Annotated in this window: 12 protein-coding genes, 2 rRNA genes, 1 pseudogene and 1 riboswitch (1 of these 16 running past the window's edge); of the genes and pseudogenes, 8 read left to right on the forward strand and 7 right to left on the reverse strand. The window is 60.3% G+C overall.

The window, feature by feature from the left end:
- Positions 1–114 precede the first annotated feature (114 nt).
- From leuA to CK910_RS00585, 5 genes are all read left to right on the forward strand, one after another.
- Positions 115–1689: a 2-isopropylmalate synthase gene (gene leuA / locus CK910_RS00565; RefSeq protein ID WP_043141760.1), complete on the forward strand. Its 1575-nt coding sequence runs from the start codon at positions 115–117 to the stop codon at positions 1687–1689.
- A gap of 2 nt (positions 1690–1691) precedes the next feature.
- Positions 1692–2777, forward strand: coding sequence for a 3-isopropylmalate dehydrogenase (gene leuB / locus CK910_RS00570; protein WP_098980668.1), 1086 nt, complete (start codon positions 1692–1694; stop codon positions 2775–2777).
- Between the two features lie 33 nt (positions 2778–2810).
- The gene (leuC, locus tag CK910_RS00575) at positions 2811–4208 is read left to right on the forward strand and encodes a 3-isopropylmalate dehydratase large subunit (RefSeq protein ID WP_098980669.1); all 1398 of its coding nucleotides are present in this window, start codon (positions 2811–2813) and stop codon (positions 4206–4208) included.
- Between the two features lie 12 nt (positions 4209–4220).
- Positions 4221–4820: a 3-isopropylmalate dehydratase small subunit gene (gene leuD, locus CK910_RS00580; RefSeq protein WP_098980670.1), complete on the forward strand. Its 600-nt coding sequence runs from the start codon at positions 4221–4223 to the stop codon at positions 4818–4820.
- Between the two features lie 193 nt (positions 4821–5013).
- The gene (locus CK910_RS00585; RefSeq protein ID WP_098980671.1) at positions 5014–5943 is read left to right on the forward strand and encodes a transglutaminase domain-containing protein; all 930 of its coding nucleotides are present in this window, start codon (positions 5014–5016) and stop codon (positions 5941–5943) included.
- 83 nt (positions 5944–6026) lie between these two features.
- Here the strand turns inward: CK910_RS00585 and CK910_RS00590 are convergent, their stop codons facing one another.
- Positions 6027–6317 (reverse strand): PilZ domain-containing protein, encoded by a 291-nt coding sequence (locus CK910_RS00590; RefSeq protein WP_043141746.1) that lies wholly within the window; start codon positions 6315–6317, stop codon positions 6027–6029.
- A 92-nt stretch (positions 6318–6409) separates the two neighbouring features.
- A riboswitch (TPP riboswitch) is annotated at positions 6410–6500 on the forward strand.
- A 54-nt stretch (positions 6501–6554) separates the two neighbouring features.
- Here CK910_RS00590 and thiB point away from each other — a divergent pair.
- Genes thiB through thiQ form a run of 3 tightly spaced genes read left to right on the forward strand, consistent with a single transcriptional unit; the run spans position 6555 to position 9848 of the window.
- Entirely contained in the window at positions 6555–7535 is a 981-nt protein-coding gene (gene thiB / locus CK910_RS00595) for a thiamine ABC transporter substrate binding subunit (RefSeq protein WP_098984943.1), read from the forward strand.
- Positions 7532–9154 (forward strand): thiamine/thiamine pyrophosphate ABC transporter permease, encoded by a 1623-nt coding sequence (gene thiP, locus CK910_RS00600; protein ID WP_098980672.1) that lies wholly within the window; start codon positions 7532–7534, stop codon positions 9152–9154. The genes thiB and thiP overlap by 4 nt, the downstream gene beginning before the upstream one ends.
- Entirely contained in the window at positions 9141–9848 is a 708-nt protein-coding gene (gene thiQ / locus CK910_RS00605; RefSeq protein ID WP_098984944.1) for a thiamine ABC transporter ATP-binding protein, read from the forward strand. Before thiP ends, thiQ begins: the two co-directional genes overlap by 14 nt.
- Before the next feature lie 69 nt (positions 9849–9917).
- Here the strand turns inward: thiQ and CK910_RS00610 are convergent, their stop codons facing one another.
- The 6 genes and pseudogenes from CK910_RS00610 to CK910_RS00635 form a co-directional block, all read right to left on the reverse strand.
- Positions 9918–11288 carry a PhoH family protein gene (locus CK910_RS00610; RefSeq protein ID WP_043556002.1) on the reverse strand — a complete coding sequence of 457 codons (1371 nt, stop codon included), beginning with the start codon at positions 11286–11288 and terminating at the stop codon, positions 9918–9920.
- Between the two features lie 210 nt (positions 11289–11498).
- Positions 11499–12181, reverse strand: a pseudogene (locus CK910_RS00615) (TSCPD domain-containing protein).
- Positions 12182–12190: 9 nt separating this feature from the next.
- Positions 12191–14338 (reverse strand): adenosylcobalamin-dependent ribonucleoside-diphosphate reductase, encoded by a 2148-nt coding sequence (locus CK910_RS00620; protein WP_098980673.1) that lies wholly within the window; start codon positions 14336–14338, stop codon positions 12191–12193.
- Positions 14339–14548: 210 nt separating this feature from the next.
- A complete protein-coding gene (locus CK910_RS00625) occupies positions 14549–14998 on the reverse strand; it encodes a pullulanase (protein ID WP_043141731.1) in 450 nt (149 codons plus the stop codon).
- Positions 14999–15296: 298 nt separating this feature from the next.
- Positions 15297–15411, reverse strand: a 5S ribosomal RNA gene (gene rrf / locus CK910_RS00630).
- A 126-nt stretch (positions 15412–15537) separates the two neighbouring features.
- Positions 15538–17039 (reverse strand): 23S ribosomal RNA (locus CK910_RS00635) (it continues 1388 nt past the right edge of the window).

Genomic DNA, 17039 nt, shown 5'->3' on the forward strand with positions numbered 1-17039 from the left:
CCTTGTAGCCGGGCTCAGGCATAGCCGGAATTTACAAAAACCCGTGCACCCTGCACGGGTTTTTTTATGCCACCGCAGGATGCACGTCACCGAACTTAGGAAGAGGGAAGTCACATGTCAGATAGGGTCATCATATTCGACACCACCTTGCGTGATGGTGAGCAGGCCCTGGCGGCCAGTTTGACAGTCAAGGAGAAGCTGCAGATAGCCCAGGCGCTGGAGCGGCTCGGTGTCGACATCATGGAGGTGGGATTCCCAGTCTCCTCCCCCGGTGATTTTCAATCCGTGCAGACCATAGCGCGCCACATCAAGAACAGCCGGGTCTGCGCCCTGGCCCGTGCCCTGCCCAAAGATATAGACGCCGCCGGCGAAGCCCTGCGGGTCGCAGAGGCCTTTCGCATCCACACCTTCATCTCCACCTCCTCCATCCATGTGGAGAGCAAGCTCAAGAAGAGCTTCGAGGATGTGCTGGAGATGGGCATCAGCGCCATCAAGCATGCCCGCCGCTACACAGACGATGTGGAGTTCTCCTGCGAAGATGCGGGGCGCACCCCGATCGATAATCTCTGCCGCATGGTCGAGGCCGCCATCAAGGCGGGTGCCCGCACCATCAATATTCCGGACACCGTCGGCTACACGGTGCCGACCGAGTTCTCCGGCATCATCCAGACCCTGTTCAACCGGGTGCCGAACATAGATCAGGCCATCATCTCGGTGCACTGCCACGACGATCTCGGCCTCTCGGTGGCCAACTCCATCGGCGCCGTGCAGATGGGGGCCCGCCAGATCGAGTGCACCATCAACGGCATAGGTGAACGGGCAGGCAACTGCTCGCTGGAAGAGGTGGCCATGATACTGAAAACCCGTGCCGATCTGCTCGGGGTGCACACCAACATCCGCCACAGTGAAATTCATCGTACCAGCGCCCTGGTCAGCCAGCTCTGCAACATGCCGGTGCAGCCCAACAAGGCCATCGTCGGCGCCAACGCCTTCTCCCACAGCTCCGGCATTCATCAGGACGGCGTGCTCAAGGCGAAAAATACCTATGAAATCATCACCCCCGAGAGCATCGGCCTGACCCAGAACAACCTCAACATGACCTCCCGCTCCGGCCGCCACGTCATCAAGCACAGAATGGAGTCCATGGGCTACGCCGAAAGCAGTTACGATCTCGACGACCTCTACGGCAAGTTCCTGACCCTGGCCGACAAGAAGGGGCAGGTGTTCGACTATGACCTCGAAGCGCTGGCCTTCTTCAGCCAGATCCACGAGGAGCCCGAGCACTTCAAGCTGGAGTACCTCGGGGTGCAGAGCGGCAGCTCTGTGATGGCCACCGCCTCGGTGAAATTGAAGGTGGGCCAGGAGATCGTCAGCGAAGCGGCCACCGGCAATGGCCCTGTTGACGCCGTCTACCAGTGCATCAATCGCATCACAGGCTACGAGATCCGCATCGACAAATATGAACTCAAGGGCAAGGGCGAAGGCAAAAACGCCCTCGGCCAGGTCGATATCGTCGCCGAATACAAGGGCCGCAAATTCCACGGCATGGGCCTGGCCACCGACATCATAGAGTCCTCGGCCCAGGCGTTGATCCACGTGATCAACAGCATCTGGCGCGCCGATCAGGTGGCTGAACAGATGGAACGCAACGTCACAAAAACAGACAAGATCAATACGGAGAGTGTGTGAGTATGAGCAGTTATCGGATCGCAGTGTTGCCGGGTGACGGCATAGGCCCGGAAGTGATGGCCGAAGCCGTCAAGGTGCTGGAAAAAGTGCAGGCCAGATTCGGCTTCGCCCTCGACTATGATCGCCACGACGTCGGCGGCATCGCCATCGACAACCACGGCACCCCGCTGCCACAAAGCACCGTCAAGGGCTGTGAAGCGGCCGATGCAGTGCTGTTCGGCTCGGTCGGCGGCCCCAAGTGGGAGCACCTGCCACCGAACGATCAGCCGGAGCGCGGCGCCCTGCTGCCCCTGCGTGCCCACTTCAAGCTGTTCTGCAACCTGCGCCCTGCCCGCATCTACACAGGTCTGGAGCAATTCTCGCCGCTGCGCGCCGACATATCGGATCGGGGCTTCGACATCGCCTGCGTGCGCGAGCTGACCGGCGGCATCTACTTCGGCCAGCCCAAGGGGCGTGAAGGTAAAGGGGCGAACGAGAAGGCGTTCGACACCGAGGTGTACCACCGCTTCGAGATAGAGCGCATCGCCAAGATTGCATTCGAATCGGCCCGGGTGCGCCGTAGCAAAGTCACCTCCATCGACAAGGCCAACGTGCTCGCCTCCTCCATCCTGTGGCGCGAGGTGGTGACGCAAGTCGCCAAATCCTACCCGGACGTGGCGCTGAACCACATGTACATAGACAACGCCACCATGCAGCTCATCAAGGATCCGTCCCAGTTCGACGTGCTGCTCTGCTCCAACCTGTTCGGTGACATCCTCTCCGACGAGTGCGCCATGATCACCGGCTCCATGGGGCTGCTCCCCTCCGCCAGCCTGAACGAAGCGGGTTTCGGCCTGTTCGAACCGGCCGGTGGCTCGGCGCCCGATATCGCAGGCAAAGGGATCGCCAACCCCATAGCCCAGATCCTCTCCGCCGCCCTGATGCTGCGCTACAGCCTGGGCCAGGAAGCTGCCGCCCAGGCCATAGAGCAGGCCGTGGCCCAGACCCTGGCAGAGGGTTACTTCACCGCCGACCTGCATCAGGCCAGCGCCCACCATCCGGTGCAGAGCACGTCCGAGATGGGCAGCCAGATCGCCGCCCGGATCTGAGCCGCACAACAGATAACAAGGAAGAGAGAAGCAATGGCCAAGACCCTCTATCAGAAAGTATTTGACGCCCATGTGGTGCGTGAAGTGGCAGGCGAAACGCCGCTCATCTACATCGATCGTCACCTGGTGCACGAAGTGACCAGCCCGCAGGCATTCGACGGCCTGCGCGCCATGAAGCGCCCGCTGCGTCGCCCGGATCTGACCTGGGCCACCATGGATCACAACGTCTCCACCACCACCAAGGACATAGCCGCCTCCGGCGAGATGGCCCGCATCCAGATGGAGACGCTCGCCGACAACTGCAAGGAGTTCGGGGTTCGTCTCTACGATCTGAACCACAAATACCAAGGCATAGTCCACGTGATGGGCCCCGAGCTCGGCATCACCTTGCCCGGCACCACCATAGTCTGCGGCGACTCCCACACCGCTACTCACGGCGCCTTCGGCTCGCTGGCCTTCGGCATCGGCACCTCGGAAGTGGAGCACGTGATGGCGACCCAGACCCTGAAACAGGGCCGCGCCAAGACAATGCGCATCTCGGTCAACGGCAAACTGAGCGATGGCATCAGCGCCAAGGACGTGGTGCTGGCCATCATAGGCAAGGTCGGCCACGCCGGTGGTACCGGTTACGTGGTGGAGTTCGCTGGCGAGGCCATTGCGGGCCTCTCCATGGAAGGGCGCATGACGGTGTGTAACATGGCCATAGAGCTGGGAGCCAAGGCGGGCATGATAGCCCCCGACCAGATCACCATCGACTACATCCGTGGCAAGGAGTTCGCCCCCAAGGGCGAGTCACTGGAACAGGCCATCGCCTACTGGCAGAGCCTCAAGAGCGACGAAGGCGCCCGCTTCGACGCCGACGTGGTGCTCGACGCCGCCGACATAGCGCCACAGGTGACCTGGGGCACCAACCCTGGGCAGGTGATCGCCGTCAATGAGCCTATCCCTGCACCGGAATCCTTCGCCGATCCGATGGAGCAGCAGTCCGCCCGCAAGGCGCTGGCCTACATGGACTTGCAGCCGGGCCAGAAGCTCACCGATGTCGCCATCGACAAGGTGTTCATCGGTTCCTGCACCAACAGCCGCATCGAGGACTTACGCGCCGCCGCCGCCATCGCCCGTGGTCGGAAAGTGGCCACCGGGGTACAGGCGCTGGTAGTGCCGGGCTCAGAGCAGGTCAAGGCCCAGGCCGAGGCCGAGGGACTGGACAAGATCTTCCTCGAGGCGGGCTTCGAGTGGCGTCTGCCGGGTTGCTCCATGTGTCTGGCCATGAACAACGACCGGCTGCAACCGGGGGAGCGCTGCGCCTCCACCAGCAACCGCAACTTCGAAGGCCGCCAGGGCCGTGCCGGCCGCACCCATCTGGTGAGCCCGGCCATGGCCGCCGCCGCCGCCATCACAGGTCATTTCGCCGACATACGCGCACTGTAAGAGGGAGTTAACATGACAGGTTTCAAGCAACACAAGGGGATCGTCATCCCCCTCGACAGCGCCAACGTCGACACCGATGCCATCATTCCCAAGCAGTTTTTGCAGAAGGTGAACCGCATCGGCTTTGGCAAGCACCTGTTTAACGACTGGCGCTTCCTGGATGATGCCGGCCTGCAGCCCAACCCGGCGTTCGTGCTCAACCAGCCGCGCTATGCCGGTGCCAGTATCTTGCTGGCCCGGGAAAACTTCGGCTGCGGCTCGAGCCGCGAGCACGCCCCCTGGGCGCTGGCGGATTACGGCTTCAAGACCATTATCGCCCCGAGCTTCGCCGACATATTCTATGGCAATGCCATCAACAACGGTCTGGTGCCGGTGCGTCTGAAAGAGGAAGAGGTTGAGGCGCTGTTCCAGCTGGTCGCCGCCCACCCAGGCCTGCTGATCGAGGTGGATCTGGAGGCCAACCAGGTGCGAGCCGGTGAGCTCAGCTTCGGGTTCGAGATCGACGAGTTTCGCCGCTACTGCCTGCTCAACGGGCTGGACGCCATCGGCCTGACCCTGCAGCACGAGGCGGCCATCAGCGCCTTCGAGGCCAAACAACCGAGCTGGATCTGAGCGGCCCCCTCACAAGCGCAAGGCCGCCCTCGGCGTCTTCGAGACTGTGCAAGAGAACCGAGCTGGATTTGACGCGCCAGCGGCAATAAAACGAGTAGAATCAACAGGGAGCCTTGGCTCCCTGTTTTATTGTCCGGCCACGCCGCCCACCACGCATGGCTGGCCATCACGGCGCCACAGAGAGGAAACCTTGATGAAGAGAACGAGCAACATCCTCCTGCTCTACTGCCTGTGGTTCGCGCTCCCGGCCAGCGCCGGGCAGACCTATTTCAACAGCCACGGCGGTCAGCTCAACGTCGGCTGGCAGAACAAGGATGGCAAGGCGCAGCAGCTCACCTACCGGCTGGAGTCGGGCAAGTTGCCGCCGCTTATCGCCTATAGACCCGCGCGAATGCAGGAGGAGGTGTTGCAGAGCCTGCTGCAACAGGCCGCCACCGAATTCCCCGCCGTGCAGATCGCCCTCTCCCGTCCCGACATGGAGCTCAAGATCAAGGGGCGCCAGCCCGACCAGGTCAACAAGGCACTGGCCTGGCTCACCCAACAACGTGACAAGCTGGAATCCGAGTGGCTCAAGCAGCATTACTTCCAGCCCTTCACCGCCCCCGACGGCGTCGCCGCCATCAAGCAGGACCATGTGCGCATCGCACTGGAGAGCCGGACCGAGCTGGCCCCGCTGGCCGATCAGCTCAAACAGGCGGGCACCACAGAGACGGAGGCCCGCCAGAAGACGGTGGCCCATATGCTCGGCTTCATCCAGGCCATCCCCTATCAGCTGCTCGACAGCCAGTCGGGGCGCTCGGGCAAGGGCTTCCTCAGCCCGCGTCAGGTGCTGGAGCAGAACCGGGGGGATTGCGACAGCAAGGTAACCCTGATGGCAGCCATGCTGGCCCAGCTCTTTCCCGAGCTGAAACAGGCCATGGTGTTCGTGCCGGGGCATGCCCTGCTGGGGGTAGCACTGCCGGCCAAGCCGGGTGAGGCGACCCTGAGCTGGGAGGGCGAAACCTACCTGCTGATGGAGCCGACCGGCCCGGGTCAGTTTGCCATGGGCCGGATCGCATCGACCAGCCAGACGCTGGTTGATAGCAAGCAGTTGAGCGTGCAGCCGGTGCAGGCCAGGGAGTGACACTCGGGCCAAATACCAAAGCCCAAAATGGCACAAGCCAGCGAACTGCTGGCCTGTGGTAGACGGTGGGTTCTGTTGTTGGCTCAGGCCTGGGATTGAAACTCGATGGCCAGCAGCAGGCCCTCTTCCTCTTCCAGCACCCGAATAATGCGGGCCTGGGCCTCGAACGGCGGCAGCAGGTTGTTGTTGGTGGCCAGGCTCACCCGGATGGGCTGGCTCACATCGAGCCGATGCTCGGCGACGGCGATCCCCATGCCATTGGCGCTGAGATCCCGACAGATCCCCTCCAGCACCTGCTGTTGCTGGACGACGGTGACGGGGGCGTTGATTATCATGCGCTGGAAGGCGCGTCTTTCCTTGGTACTGGTGATCACGCGAACATCCTCTGTTGTGCTGACGCCATCTCGGTGGCCCGCAGGAACAATTGTGCTGGCCTCCCCCCAAGAACGTTAATACAATGCGGTTCGTTTCTCAAACGGGGTGCGGTTTACCGCTGAGATTATACCCGTGTACCTGATCCAGATAATGCTGGCGGAGGAATTTGAGGCATGGCGCTCATTTTTTGCGCCCTCATCCGCTGGCACCTCATCATTAACAGGGAGTGCCACTTGATGAAAACCCTGCTGCTGGTTGCCACCGGCCTGCTCAGTGCCCAGGCCTTCGCGGCCGACACCCTCACCGTCTATACCTACAGCTCCTTCACCGCCGAGTGGGGACCCGGTCCCAAGATCAAGCAGGCGTTCGAGAAAGAGTGCGGTTGCAACCTCAACCTTGTGGCGCTGGAAGATGGCGTCGCCATCCTCAACCGGCTGCGGCTGGAAGGCAAGCACAGCAAGGCCGATCTGGTGCTGGGGCTGGATGATGCCCTCATCAGCGAAGCCAAGCAGAGCGGCCTGTTCGCCCCGCACACCACCAGACTGGATGGCATCAAGGTGCCGGGCGGCTGGCAGGATGACACCTTCGTCCCCTATGACTACGGCTACTTCGCCTTCGTCTACAACAAGGACAAACTCAAAGCGCCCCCCAAGAGCCTGAAAGAGCTGGTAGAACGCCCGGATCTCAAGGTGATCTATCAGGATCCGCGCACCTCTACGCCGGGTCAGGGGCTGATGCTGTGGATGAAGTCGGTCTACGGGGATGAGGCGCCGGCAGCCTGGGCAGAGCTTGCCAAGAAGACGGTCACTGTCACCAAGGGCTGGTCCGAAGCCTATGGCATGTTCCTCGATGGGGAAGCGGACATGGTGCTCTCCTACACCAGCTCCCCCGCCTATCACCTGATCGCCGAGAACAAGCCCCAGTATCAGGCCGCCTCCTTCGAGGAGGGTCACTACCGTCAGGTGGAAGTGGCTGCCAAGCTGAAAAGCGCCAAACAGGGCAAGCTGGCCGACCAGTTTCTGCAGTTCATGATAAGCCCCGCCTTCCAGCAGGAGATCCCTGCCGGCAACTGGATGTATCCGGTGACAGATGCGCCGCTGCCCAAGGGCTTCGAGCAGATGATCACAGTCAGCAAGCCGCTGAGTTTCACCAGCGATGAGGTGGCAGCCAATCGCAAGAACTGGATCCGCGAGTGGCTGCAAGCCGTCACCCAGTGAGCCGTCTCTTCGTAAAACCACAGGTTCGCCCCCTCTGGTGGCTGCCGGGTAGCGCAGCCACCCTGTTGATCCTGCTGTTATCCCTGGGGCCGCTCGTCGCCCTGCTGTGGCAGGCCGGTTCGCTGGCCCCCCGCACCCTGCTGGCCGATCCCTATCTGCGCCATGTGTTGGGCTTCAGCCTGGGGCAGGCGCTGCTCTCCACCCTGCTGAGCCTGGGGCTCGCCATTCCGGTGGCAAGAGCGTTGGCGCGGCGCCGCTTCATAGGTCGACGCCTGCTGCTCAAGCTGTTTGGCCTCTCGCTGGTGCTGCCGGTCATCATCGCCATCTTCGGCATAGTGGCGGTGCACGGCAAACAGGGCTGGCTGTCGCAGCTGCTGCGCGGCCTGGGGCTGGATCCCGGCAACTACCTGTACGGCCTGTTCGGCATACTGCTGGCCCACGTCTTCTTCAACATGCCGCTGGCGGCACGCCTCATGCTGCAGAGCATAGAGAGCATCCCCGAATCGAGCTGGCGTCTCGCCAGCCAGCTCGGCATGCGCTCTTCCCATATTTTCCGGCTGCTGGAGTGGCCGCTCATTCGCAGCATACTGCCGGGGCTTGCCAGCCTCATCTTCATGCTCTGCTTCACCAGCTTCACCACTGTGCTGGCGCTCGGCGGCGGCCCCAGGTCCACCACGCTGGAGGTGGCCGTCTACCAGGCGCTGCGCTTTGACTTCGACCTCGCCACCGCCGGCGGCCTGGCGCTGGTACAGCTGATCCTGACCGCTACCCTGCTCCTGCTGCAACACAAGCTGCAGACCACACCGGCCAGCCGGATCAGCAGCCATCACCCCTGTCTACGACCGGATCGCCATCAGCCGGGGGCAGGCCTGGTAGATGCAGTGGCGCTCTGCACCGGGCTCGCCGTCTTCCTGCCCCCGCAGCTTGCGATCCTGGTGGCCGGTTTCAATCCCGGCCTGCTGACGGCGCTGGCCTCGGCGCAGCTGTGGCAGGCCAGCGGCCAGTCGCTGCTGATCGCGCTGGCGGCGGGAACCCTTGCCACCCTGCTCGGCAGCGGTCTGCTGCTCACCAGCCGTCATCTCAAGGTGCGCACCCGTCAGCGGCGGGCCGCCGCCATGTGGGAGGCCAGCGGCTCCATGATCCTGATGATACCGGCGGTCGTGCTGAGCACAGGCCTCTTCATCATGTTCATGCCCTTTACCGATGTGTTCGCACTGGGGCCCTGGCTGGTGGTACTGGTCAACGCCCTGATGGCGTTGCCCTATGTGCTGCGCACCCTCTCAGCTCCCATGCAACTGGTGGTGCGCCAGTACGATAGACTGGCCGACAGCCTGGGGGTGCGCGGGCTGCATCGCCTGCGGCTGGTGGAGTGGCCCCTGCTGCGCCGCCCGCTGGCACTGGCGATGGCGCTCTCCATGATCCTCTCGCTCGGGGATCTCGGTGCCATCGCCATGTTCGGCAGTCAGGAGCTCACCACCCTGCCCTGGCTGCTCTATCAGCAGCTCGGCAGTTACCGGCTGACCGAGGCGGCCGCCACCGCCCTGCTGCTGCTCATTCTCTGTTTTTCCCTGTTCTGGCTGGTAGAACGCGGGCTTGGAGGAAAAAATGCTGAACATTGATGGGCTGGTCACCAGCTACCCCGATTGGCGAGTCAGCTTCAGCGCGACCCTGCCCAAGGGAGAGATCACCGCGCTGATAGGGCCAAGCGGAGCTGGCAAGTCCACCCTGCTCGGCATGATCGCCGGTTTCGTGCCGGTGGAGTCCGGCACCCTCAGTTTCGATGGGGAAGATCTGCTGCCGCTGGGGCCTGCCGAGCGGCCGGTCACCACCCTGTTTCAGGATCACAACCTGTTCCTGCACCTGTCGGTGTTCGACAACATCGCCATCGGTCTGCATCCGGGCCTGCGTCTGAGCCCGGCTCAGCGGGCACAGGTGAAGCAGGCCGCAGAGCGGGTCGGCCTTGGCGACATGCTGGCGCGGCTGCCGGAGCAGCTCTCCGGCGGCCAGCAACAACGGGTCGGGCTGGCGCGTGCCCTGGTGCGTGGCAAGCCATTGCTGCTGCTGGATGAGCCTTTCTCTGCGCTCGATCCCGCCCTGCGCCGGGAGATGCTGGCAGAGGTGGCCCGCCTCGCCTGCGAGCAGGGCATCACAGTGCTGATGGTCTCTCACAACCCGGAGGATGCCCAGCTCATCGCCGACCAGGTGCTCTTCATCGACGAGGGGCGCATCGCCCTGCAGGGCAAACCCGACATACTGCAAAACCGCGATCACCCCGGCCTGCTGCGCTACCTTGGGCACACGCAAGGGTCATGACCGGCGACGGGATCAAAAAAGGGGAAGCCGCTTGGCTTCCCCTTTTTCATATGAAGACAGTCAGTTAAATCAGAGATTTTCCTCGGCGAAGGAGGCGAGCTTGCTGCGCACCACCCCGTTCAGGAAGATGTTGGCACTGCCGTCGAAATCCTTGAAACGCTCGACTATGTAGGTCAGACCCGAGGTCACAGGGCTCAGGTAGTTGGAGTCGATCTGGGCCAGGTTGCCGGAGCAGACTATCTTGGTGCCCTCGCCGCAACGGGTGATGATGGTCTTGATCTGGGATGCGGTCAGGTTCTGGCACTCATCCAGCAGCACGAAGGTGTTCTGGATGCTGCGCCCACGCATGAAGTTGACCGATTTGAACTGGATGTTGGCCTTCTCCATGATGTAGCTCAGCGAACCGCTCATGTTCTCGTCCTGCTTGTGCAGCACCTCCAGGGTATCTGTCACCGCCGCCAGCCAGGGCATCATCTTCTCTTCTTCGGTGCCGGGCAGGAAGCCGATGCTCTCGGCGATTTCCGGGGTGTTGCGGGTGACGATGACTTTCTCGTAAATCCCCTTCTCAATCACCAGTTCCAGCGCCGCGGCCATGGCCAGCAAGGTCTTGCCGCAACCGGCCGGGCCGGTCAGGATCACCAGATCGATGTGCGGATCGAGCAGGGCATCCAGCGCCATGCCCTGATAGACGTTCTTGGGATGGACACCCCAGGCCTTGCGCGACATCAACCGCTCGCGGCCCAGATCCTTGATGCGGATCTTGTGGCCATCGTTGCTCAATACCCTGGCGGCGAAGAAGTTCTCCTCGTCGAGCAGGTACTGGTTGACGTGCACCCCCTCCAGCAAGTTCGAGTCGATCACATGGACGGTATCGCGGCCATGGGTTTCGCTGTCACACTCGCCGACCCGCTCCCAGAAGCTGCCGGGCACCACCTGAAAGCCTTTGGCCAGCAGACGGATATCGTCGATCAGCTGGTCGCTGCGATAATCTTCGACGTGCGCCAACCCGGCCCCCTTGGCCTTGAGGCGCATGTTGATGTCCTTGGTGACCAGCACCACCTGGCGTTTCATCTCATGCTTTTGCAGATAGAGGGCCGCGTTGATGATGCGGTTGTCCGCCTCCTTGTCGGTGAATACCTCGGCATCCTGGGGCAGATGGTGGTCACTGAAGATACAGATATTGCCGCTCGCCTCACCCGCCAGCGGTACGCCCTGGGTGATCTGCTCCGGCGTTGCATCGCGGAACACGTCTTCCAGCGCACGAATGGCCACCCGCGCGTCGCGGCTGACATCCTTGTGGCGATCCTTGATGTTGTCGAGCTCTTCCAGCACCGTCATGGGGATGAGCACGTCGTGCTCTTTGAAGGAGTAGATGGCGAGGGGTTCGTGAAGCAGAACGTTGGTATCCAGGATAAACAGCTTTCGGTCCGTATTGTCCATAAGCATCCTCCTTGGCACTGAAGGTGCCACGTGTGTGAATCTCAGATGTCATTGAAACCACACGAGCGTGACAGTTTTATTACCCCCAACGCTACGCCCGATTTTACCATCACGCAACAAATCGCTTGAGCCGCAGAATCGATCGAACAGAAAAGCAGCAATAAAAAAACCGGCTCTGTGGCCGGTCTTGTTCAAGTGCTCGGTGGCTTGTCAGCCACACTTGGAGTCACCGCAGTTGAGACAGGTCATGCAGCCATCCTTTTGCACCAGCGCCTTGGTATTGCACTTGTAGCAGAGTGCCGCACTGGCCGGGAAGCCGCTGCCTGACTGCTGGGCATCAGCCTCCTGTTCGGCCTGAATCTGTGCCTGCTTCTCGGCCAGAAACGCCTGCTGATGCTCATCCAGCCCCGGCAGCGTGATCATGCCGATCTCGGTGAGATGGGTCTCGATCACGTTGCCAATTTCGGCGATAAGGGAGGGAACATACTTGCCCTTGTTCCAATAGCCGCCCTTGGGATCGAACACGGATCTCAGCTCCTCCACCAGGAAGGTGACATCCCCCCCTTGCGAAACACGGCTGAGATGATGCGGGTCAGCGCCACTATCCACTGATAGTGTTCCAGACTCTTGGAGTTGATGAAGATCTCGAACGGGCGGCGGGTCTCGTGAACCGTGCCCTCGTTGAGAATGATGTCGTTGATGGTGATGAACAGCGAGTGCTCGGAGACATGCTCCGGCGTCTTCAGCTTGTAAGTGGTGCCCATTAGCCGCTCCGGGCGCAGCACGGTTTCGTGCATGTGCACCACGTCATCCTGCGGGGCCAGATCTTCCTGTGGCTCATCCCGGATTTTCACCTTGTAGGCGACGATTTTCTTGTCGATCTTCTTGACCATAATCTGTTCTCAGAATTTACCGTAATAGCCTTCTTTCAAGGCGTCATAAAGGTTGGCGGCGGTATGCAGCTCGCCATCGTATTCGATCTCTTCGTTACCCTTGACGGAGATGACAGAGCCATCCTCCAGGGTGAACTCGTACTGAGTGTTCTCCAGATCCTTCTCCTTCACCAGCACGCCCTGGAAAGCCTCAGGGTTGAAGCGGAAGGTGGTGCAGCCCTTGAGCCCCGAGTCCGAGGCATACATGTAGATGTCCTTGAACTGCTCGAACGGGAAATCGGTCGGCACGTTGGCCGTCTTGGAGATGGAGGAATCAATCCAGCGCTGGGCCGCGGCCTGAATGTCCACGTGCTGGGCCGGACTGATGTCGTCGGCCGTGATGAAGTAGTCAGGCAGGCGGCTTGCTTCGTCCTCCGAGTAAGGCATGGCGCCGGCGTTCACCAGCTCACGGTAGGCGAGCAGCTCGAACGAGTAGACATCCACGCTCTCCTTGCTCTTCTTGCCCGGCTTGATGACGTTGCGGCTGTAGTGATGGGCAAAGCTCGGCTCGATACCGTTGCTGGCGTTGTTGGCCAGCGACAGGGAGATGGTGCCGGTCGGCGCTATGCTGCTGTGGTGGGTGAAGCGACCCCCCACCTCGGCCAGCTCGGCCACCAGGGCGGGATCCACCTCGGCCACCTGCTGCATGTAGCGGCTATAACGCGCATGCAGCACCTTGCCCTTCACCTTGTCACCCAGCTTGATGCCATCGGCCGCCATCTCGGGGCGCAGTCGCAGCATCTTGCCGGTCACCTCGAACTCCTGCTCCATGATGGGAGCCGAGCCCTTCTCCCTGGCCAGACGCAGGGACTCCTGCCAGCCGGTCATGGCCAGCTCCTGAGATACCTGCTCGGTGAAGGCGACGGAAGCAGCAGAGCCATATTTTATCTGCAGCATGGTGAGGGTCGAGCCGAGGCCGAGGAAGCCCATGCCGTGACGGCGCTTGGCTGTGATCTCCTCGCGCTGCCTGGGCAAAGGCAGCTGGTTGATCTCCACCACGTTGTCCAGCATGCGGGTGAAGATGGCCACCACCTTGCGAAACGCCTGCCAGTCGAAGGTCGCCCGCTCGGTGAAGGGGTCACGCACAAACCGGGTCAGATTGACCGAGCCCAGCAGACAGGCGCCATAAGGGGGCAAGGGCTGTTCACCGCAGGGGTTGGTGGCGCGGATCTCCTCGCAGAACCAGTTGTTGTTCATCTGGTTGACCTTGTCGATCAGGATGAAACCGGGCTCCGCATAGTCATAGGTGGAGCTCATGATGACGTTCCACAGCTTGCGGGCAGGCAGGGTCTTGTAGACCTTGCAGGCCACCTGCCCCAGCGCGTTGATGACCACACCTTCCTTGTTGGGCCAGTCGGCCCAGAACACCACTGCGGGATCGCCCAGCGCAATACCATCCTGCTCCACCTCTTTGGCGGTGTAGGGGAAGATAAGCTGCCAGGGGGCATCCGCCTTCACCGCCTTGACGAAATCCTCGGTGATCAGCAGAGAGAGGTTGAACTGACGCAAGCGGCCATCTTCGCGCTTGGCCTGGATGAATTCGATCACATCGGGATGACGGATATCCATGGTGCCCATCTGGGCGCCACGGCGACCACCGGCTGACGAGACGGTAAAACACATCTTGTCATAGATATCCATGAAAGAGAGCGGGCCCGAGGTATAGGCACCGGCACCCGAGACGAAGGCGCCGCGCGGGCGCAGGGTCGAGAAATCATAACCGATGCCGCAGCCCGCCTTCAGGGTCAGGCCGGCCTCGTGCACCTTGCCGAGAATGTCATCCATCGAATCTTCGATGGTGCCAGAGACGGTGCAGTTGATGGTCGAGGTCGCCGGCTTGTGCTCGAAGGCACCCGCATTGGAGGTGATACGCCCCGCCGGGATGGCGCCGTTGCGCAGCGCCCACAGGAAGGGCTCATACCAGGCATCAGGCTCCAACTCCTGCTCGGCCAGGGCGCGGGCAACCCGCTGGTAGGTCTCGTCGATGGAGCCATCTATAGGGGCCCCATCCTTGCTCTTAAGACGATACTTGCTGTCCCAGATCTCGAGGGACGTTTCCTGCAGGGGGATGAGGCGGGAGCCGAGTTCACTCTCCTGCACCGGGTTGGATTTAGCCATTTTCAATCAACCTTATGTGAATGCATCGACGTCATGACAGCGACAAAAACACAACCAATAGTGACATCTATAAAAAATAACACAATATATAGTACATCTACTGCCATGAGGGCGCCGATTCTATCCTAAAAAAATGCCCCGGCCAGCAGGTTTCTGGGCCGAGGCATTTAACTGATTCATTTCCTGAAAGATTTAGCGATCAGGAAGCACTCAGGGTTTCTTGACGTACACGGTCGGCGTCTCGCCAGCCATATTCAGATAGAACTCGTAGACCCCATCCGCATCCGGCGAGAACTTCATGTCCTCATACTTGGAGCAGGGGTTGACCGGCACGGCTTCTCCACCCAACACGGCAACACCGTCACTCGGGCTCTTGTAACCGAAGTTGGTGCCACAACTCCAGCCGGAGTCGGCAAACTTGAACTTGTAGGGAGCCCACTCTTTCTTGAGCGTGCCTTTGGCCATGTAGAGCTTGTCAGCGACCTTGACCACCTTGCTCGCATCGGTTGCCATCCAGTCGTTCATCTCCCCACGCAGGTAGATGGACTTGCCACCGAAATCGCTGTTGTCTGCCGCCTGTTCTGCACCACCATGGGATGCGCAACCGCCTAATACCAGGGTTCCCGCCGCCAGCATCATCGTTACTGTTCTTTTGAACATGTGTCCATTCCTCAAATTATTGTGATTCCTTGGCCCATCGAACGTGAGCAGACGAATTAAAGCAGAGCGGGCATCACAAGAAAGGTAGAGGCATCACATTCTGTGCTTTTTATATTCAGACAAGCGACATGGACGGGGATATATAACGCTGGATGGCGCAGCCATCTGGAATAGAGCGGGGGAAAAACAAACAAATGAGGGGGGCAAAAGGAAAGCATCACCTGGCTATTGCAACCCGGCGCTTAAATGTCAGGCAATAAAAAAACCCGCTCAAATGAGCGGGCTTTCAATGTTGGGTGCCTGGCAGTGTCCTACTCTCGCATGGCGAATGCCACACTACCATCGGCGCTACCGCGTTTCACTTCTGAGTTCGGCATGGGATCAGGTGGTTCCACGGCGCTATGGCCGCCAGGCAAATAACTTCAATCTTGGAAAGCTGACGTGAGTAACGACTGATGCCTTGGGCTTCGTCGCTATCACTGAATTAGGTAAGTAGTCTCGCACTTGCTACAAGTCTCAGAACACTTCTTGGGTGTTGTATGGTTAAGCCTCACGGGTAATTAGTATGGGTTAGCTCAACACGTCGCCGCGCTTACACACCCCACCTATCAACGTTGTGGTCTCCAACGGCCCTTTAGGACCCTCAAGGGGTCAGGGATGACTCATCTCAGGGCTCGCTTCCCGCTTAGATGCTTTCAGCGGTTATCGATTCCGAACTTAGCTACCGGGCAGTGCCACTGGCGTGACAACCCGAACACCAGAGGTTCGTTCACTCCGGTCCTCTCGTACTAGGAGCAACTCCCTTCAATCATCCAACGCCCACGGCAGATAGGGACCGAACTGTCTCACGACGTTCTGAACCCAGCTCGCGTACCACTTTAAATGGCGAACAGCCATACCCTTGGGACCGACTTCAGCCCCAGGATGTGATGAGCCGACATCGAGGTGCCAAACACCGCCGTCGATATGAACTCTTGGGCGGTATCAGCCTGTTATCCCCGGAGTACCTTTTATCCGTTGAGCGATGGCCCTTCCATTCAGAACCACCGGATCACTATGACCTACTTTCGTACCTGCTCGACCTGTCCGTCTCGCAGTTAAGCTGGCTTATGCCATTGCACTAACCTCCTGATGTCCGACCAGGATTAGCCAACCTTCGTGCTCCTCCGTTACTCTTTGGGAGGAGACCGCCCCAGTCAAACTACCCACCAGGCACTGTCCGCGATCCCGATTCAGGGACCTGCGTTAGAACATCAAACATACAAGGGTGGTATTTCAAGGACGGCTCCAGCGCAACTGGCGTCACGCCTTCAAAGCCTCCCACCTATCCTACACATGTAGGTTCAATGTTCAGTGCCAAGCTGTAGTAAAGGTTCACGGGGTCTTTCCGTCTAGCCGCGGGTACACCGCATCTTCACGGCGAATTCGATTTCACTGAGTCTCGGGTGGAGACAGCATGGCCATGGTTACACCATTCGTGCAGGTCGGAACTTACCCGACAAGGAATTTCGCTACCTTAGGACCGTTATAGTTACGGCCGCCGTTTACCGGGGCTTCGATCAAGAGCTTCGCTTGCGCTAACCCCATCAATTAACCTTCCGGCACCGGGCAGGTGTCACACCCTATACGTCCACTTTCGTGTTTGCAGAGTGCTGTGTTTTTGATAAACAGTCCCAGCCATCTGGTCACTGCGACTCCCAACTGCTCCATCCGCGAGGGACTTCACTGTCAAGAGCGAACCTTCTCCCGAAGTTACGGTTCTATTTTGCCTAGTTCCTTCACCCGAGTTCTCTCAAGCGCCTTGGTATTCTCTACCCGACCACCTGTGTCGGTTTGGGGTACGATGACTTGTAATCTGAAGCTTAGAGGCTTTTCCTGGAAGCAGGGCATCAATGGCTTCACCACCGTAGTGGCTTCGTCTCGTGTCTCAGTGTTGTGTCTCCGGATTTGCCTAGAAACACCACCTACGCACTTTCACCAGGACAACCGTCGCCTGGCCCACCTAGCCTTCTCCGTCCCCCCATCGCAATTACAAGTCGTG

This window comes from Aeromonas sp. CA23, assembly GCF_002587065.1.
In the GTDB taxonomy this organism is placed as follows: Bacteria; Pseudomonadota; Gammaproteobacteria; order Enterobacterales; family Aeromonadaceae; genus Aeromonas; species Aeromonas bestiarum.

Coding starts and splice junctions, on each gene's coding strand:
- leuB (WP_098980668.1), top strand. CDS start 1,692: ATGAGCAGTTATCGGATCGCAGTGTTGCCGGGTGACGGCATAGGCCCG.
- CK910_RS00625 (WP_043141731.1), bottom strand. CDS start 14,998: ATGTTCAAAAGAACAGTAACGATGATGCTGGCGGCGGGAACCCTGGTA.
- CK910_RS00585 (WP_098980671.1), top strand. CDS start 5,014: ATGAAGAGAACGAGCAACATCCTCCTGCTCTACTGCCTGTGGTTCGCG.
- CK910_RS00610 (WP_043556002.1), bottom strand. CDS start 11,288: ATGGACAATACGGACCGAAAGCTGTTTATCCTGGATACCAACGTTCTG.
- leuC (WP_098980669.1), top strand. CDS start 2,811: ATGGCCAAGACCCTCTATCAGAAAGTATTTGACGCCCATGTGGTGCGT.
- leuD (WP_098980670.1), top strand. CDS start 4,221: ATGACAGGTTTCAAGCAACACAAGGGGATCGTCATCCCCCTCGACAGC.
- CK910_RS00620 (WP_098980673.1), bottom strand. CDS start 14,338: ATGGCTAAATCCAACCCGGTGCAGGAGAGTGAACTCGGCTCCCGCCTC.
- leuA (WP_043141760.1), top strand. CDS start 115: ATGTCAGATAGGGTCATCATATTCGACACCACCTTGCGTGATGGTGAG.
- thiQ (WP_098984944.1), top strand. CDS start 9,141: ATGCTGAACATTGATGGGCTGGTCACCAGCTACCCCGATTGGCGAGTC.
- thiB (WP_098984943.1), top strand. CDS start 6,555: ATGAAAACCCTGCTGCTGGTTGCCACCGGCCTGCTCAGTGCCCAGGCC.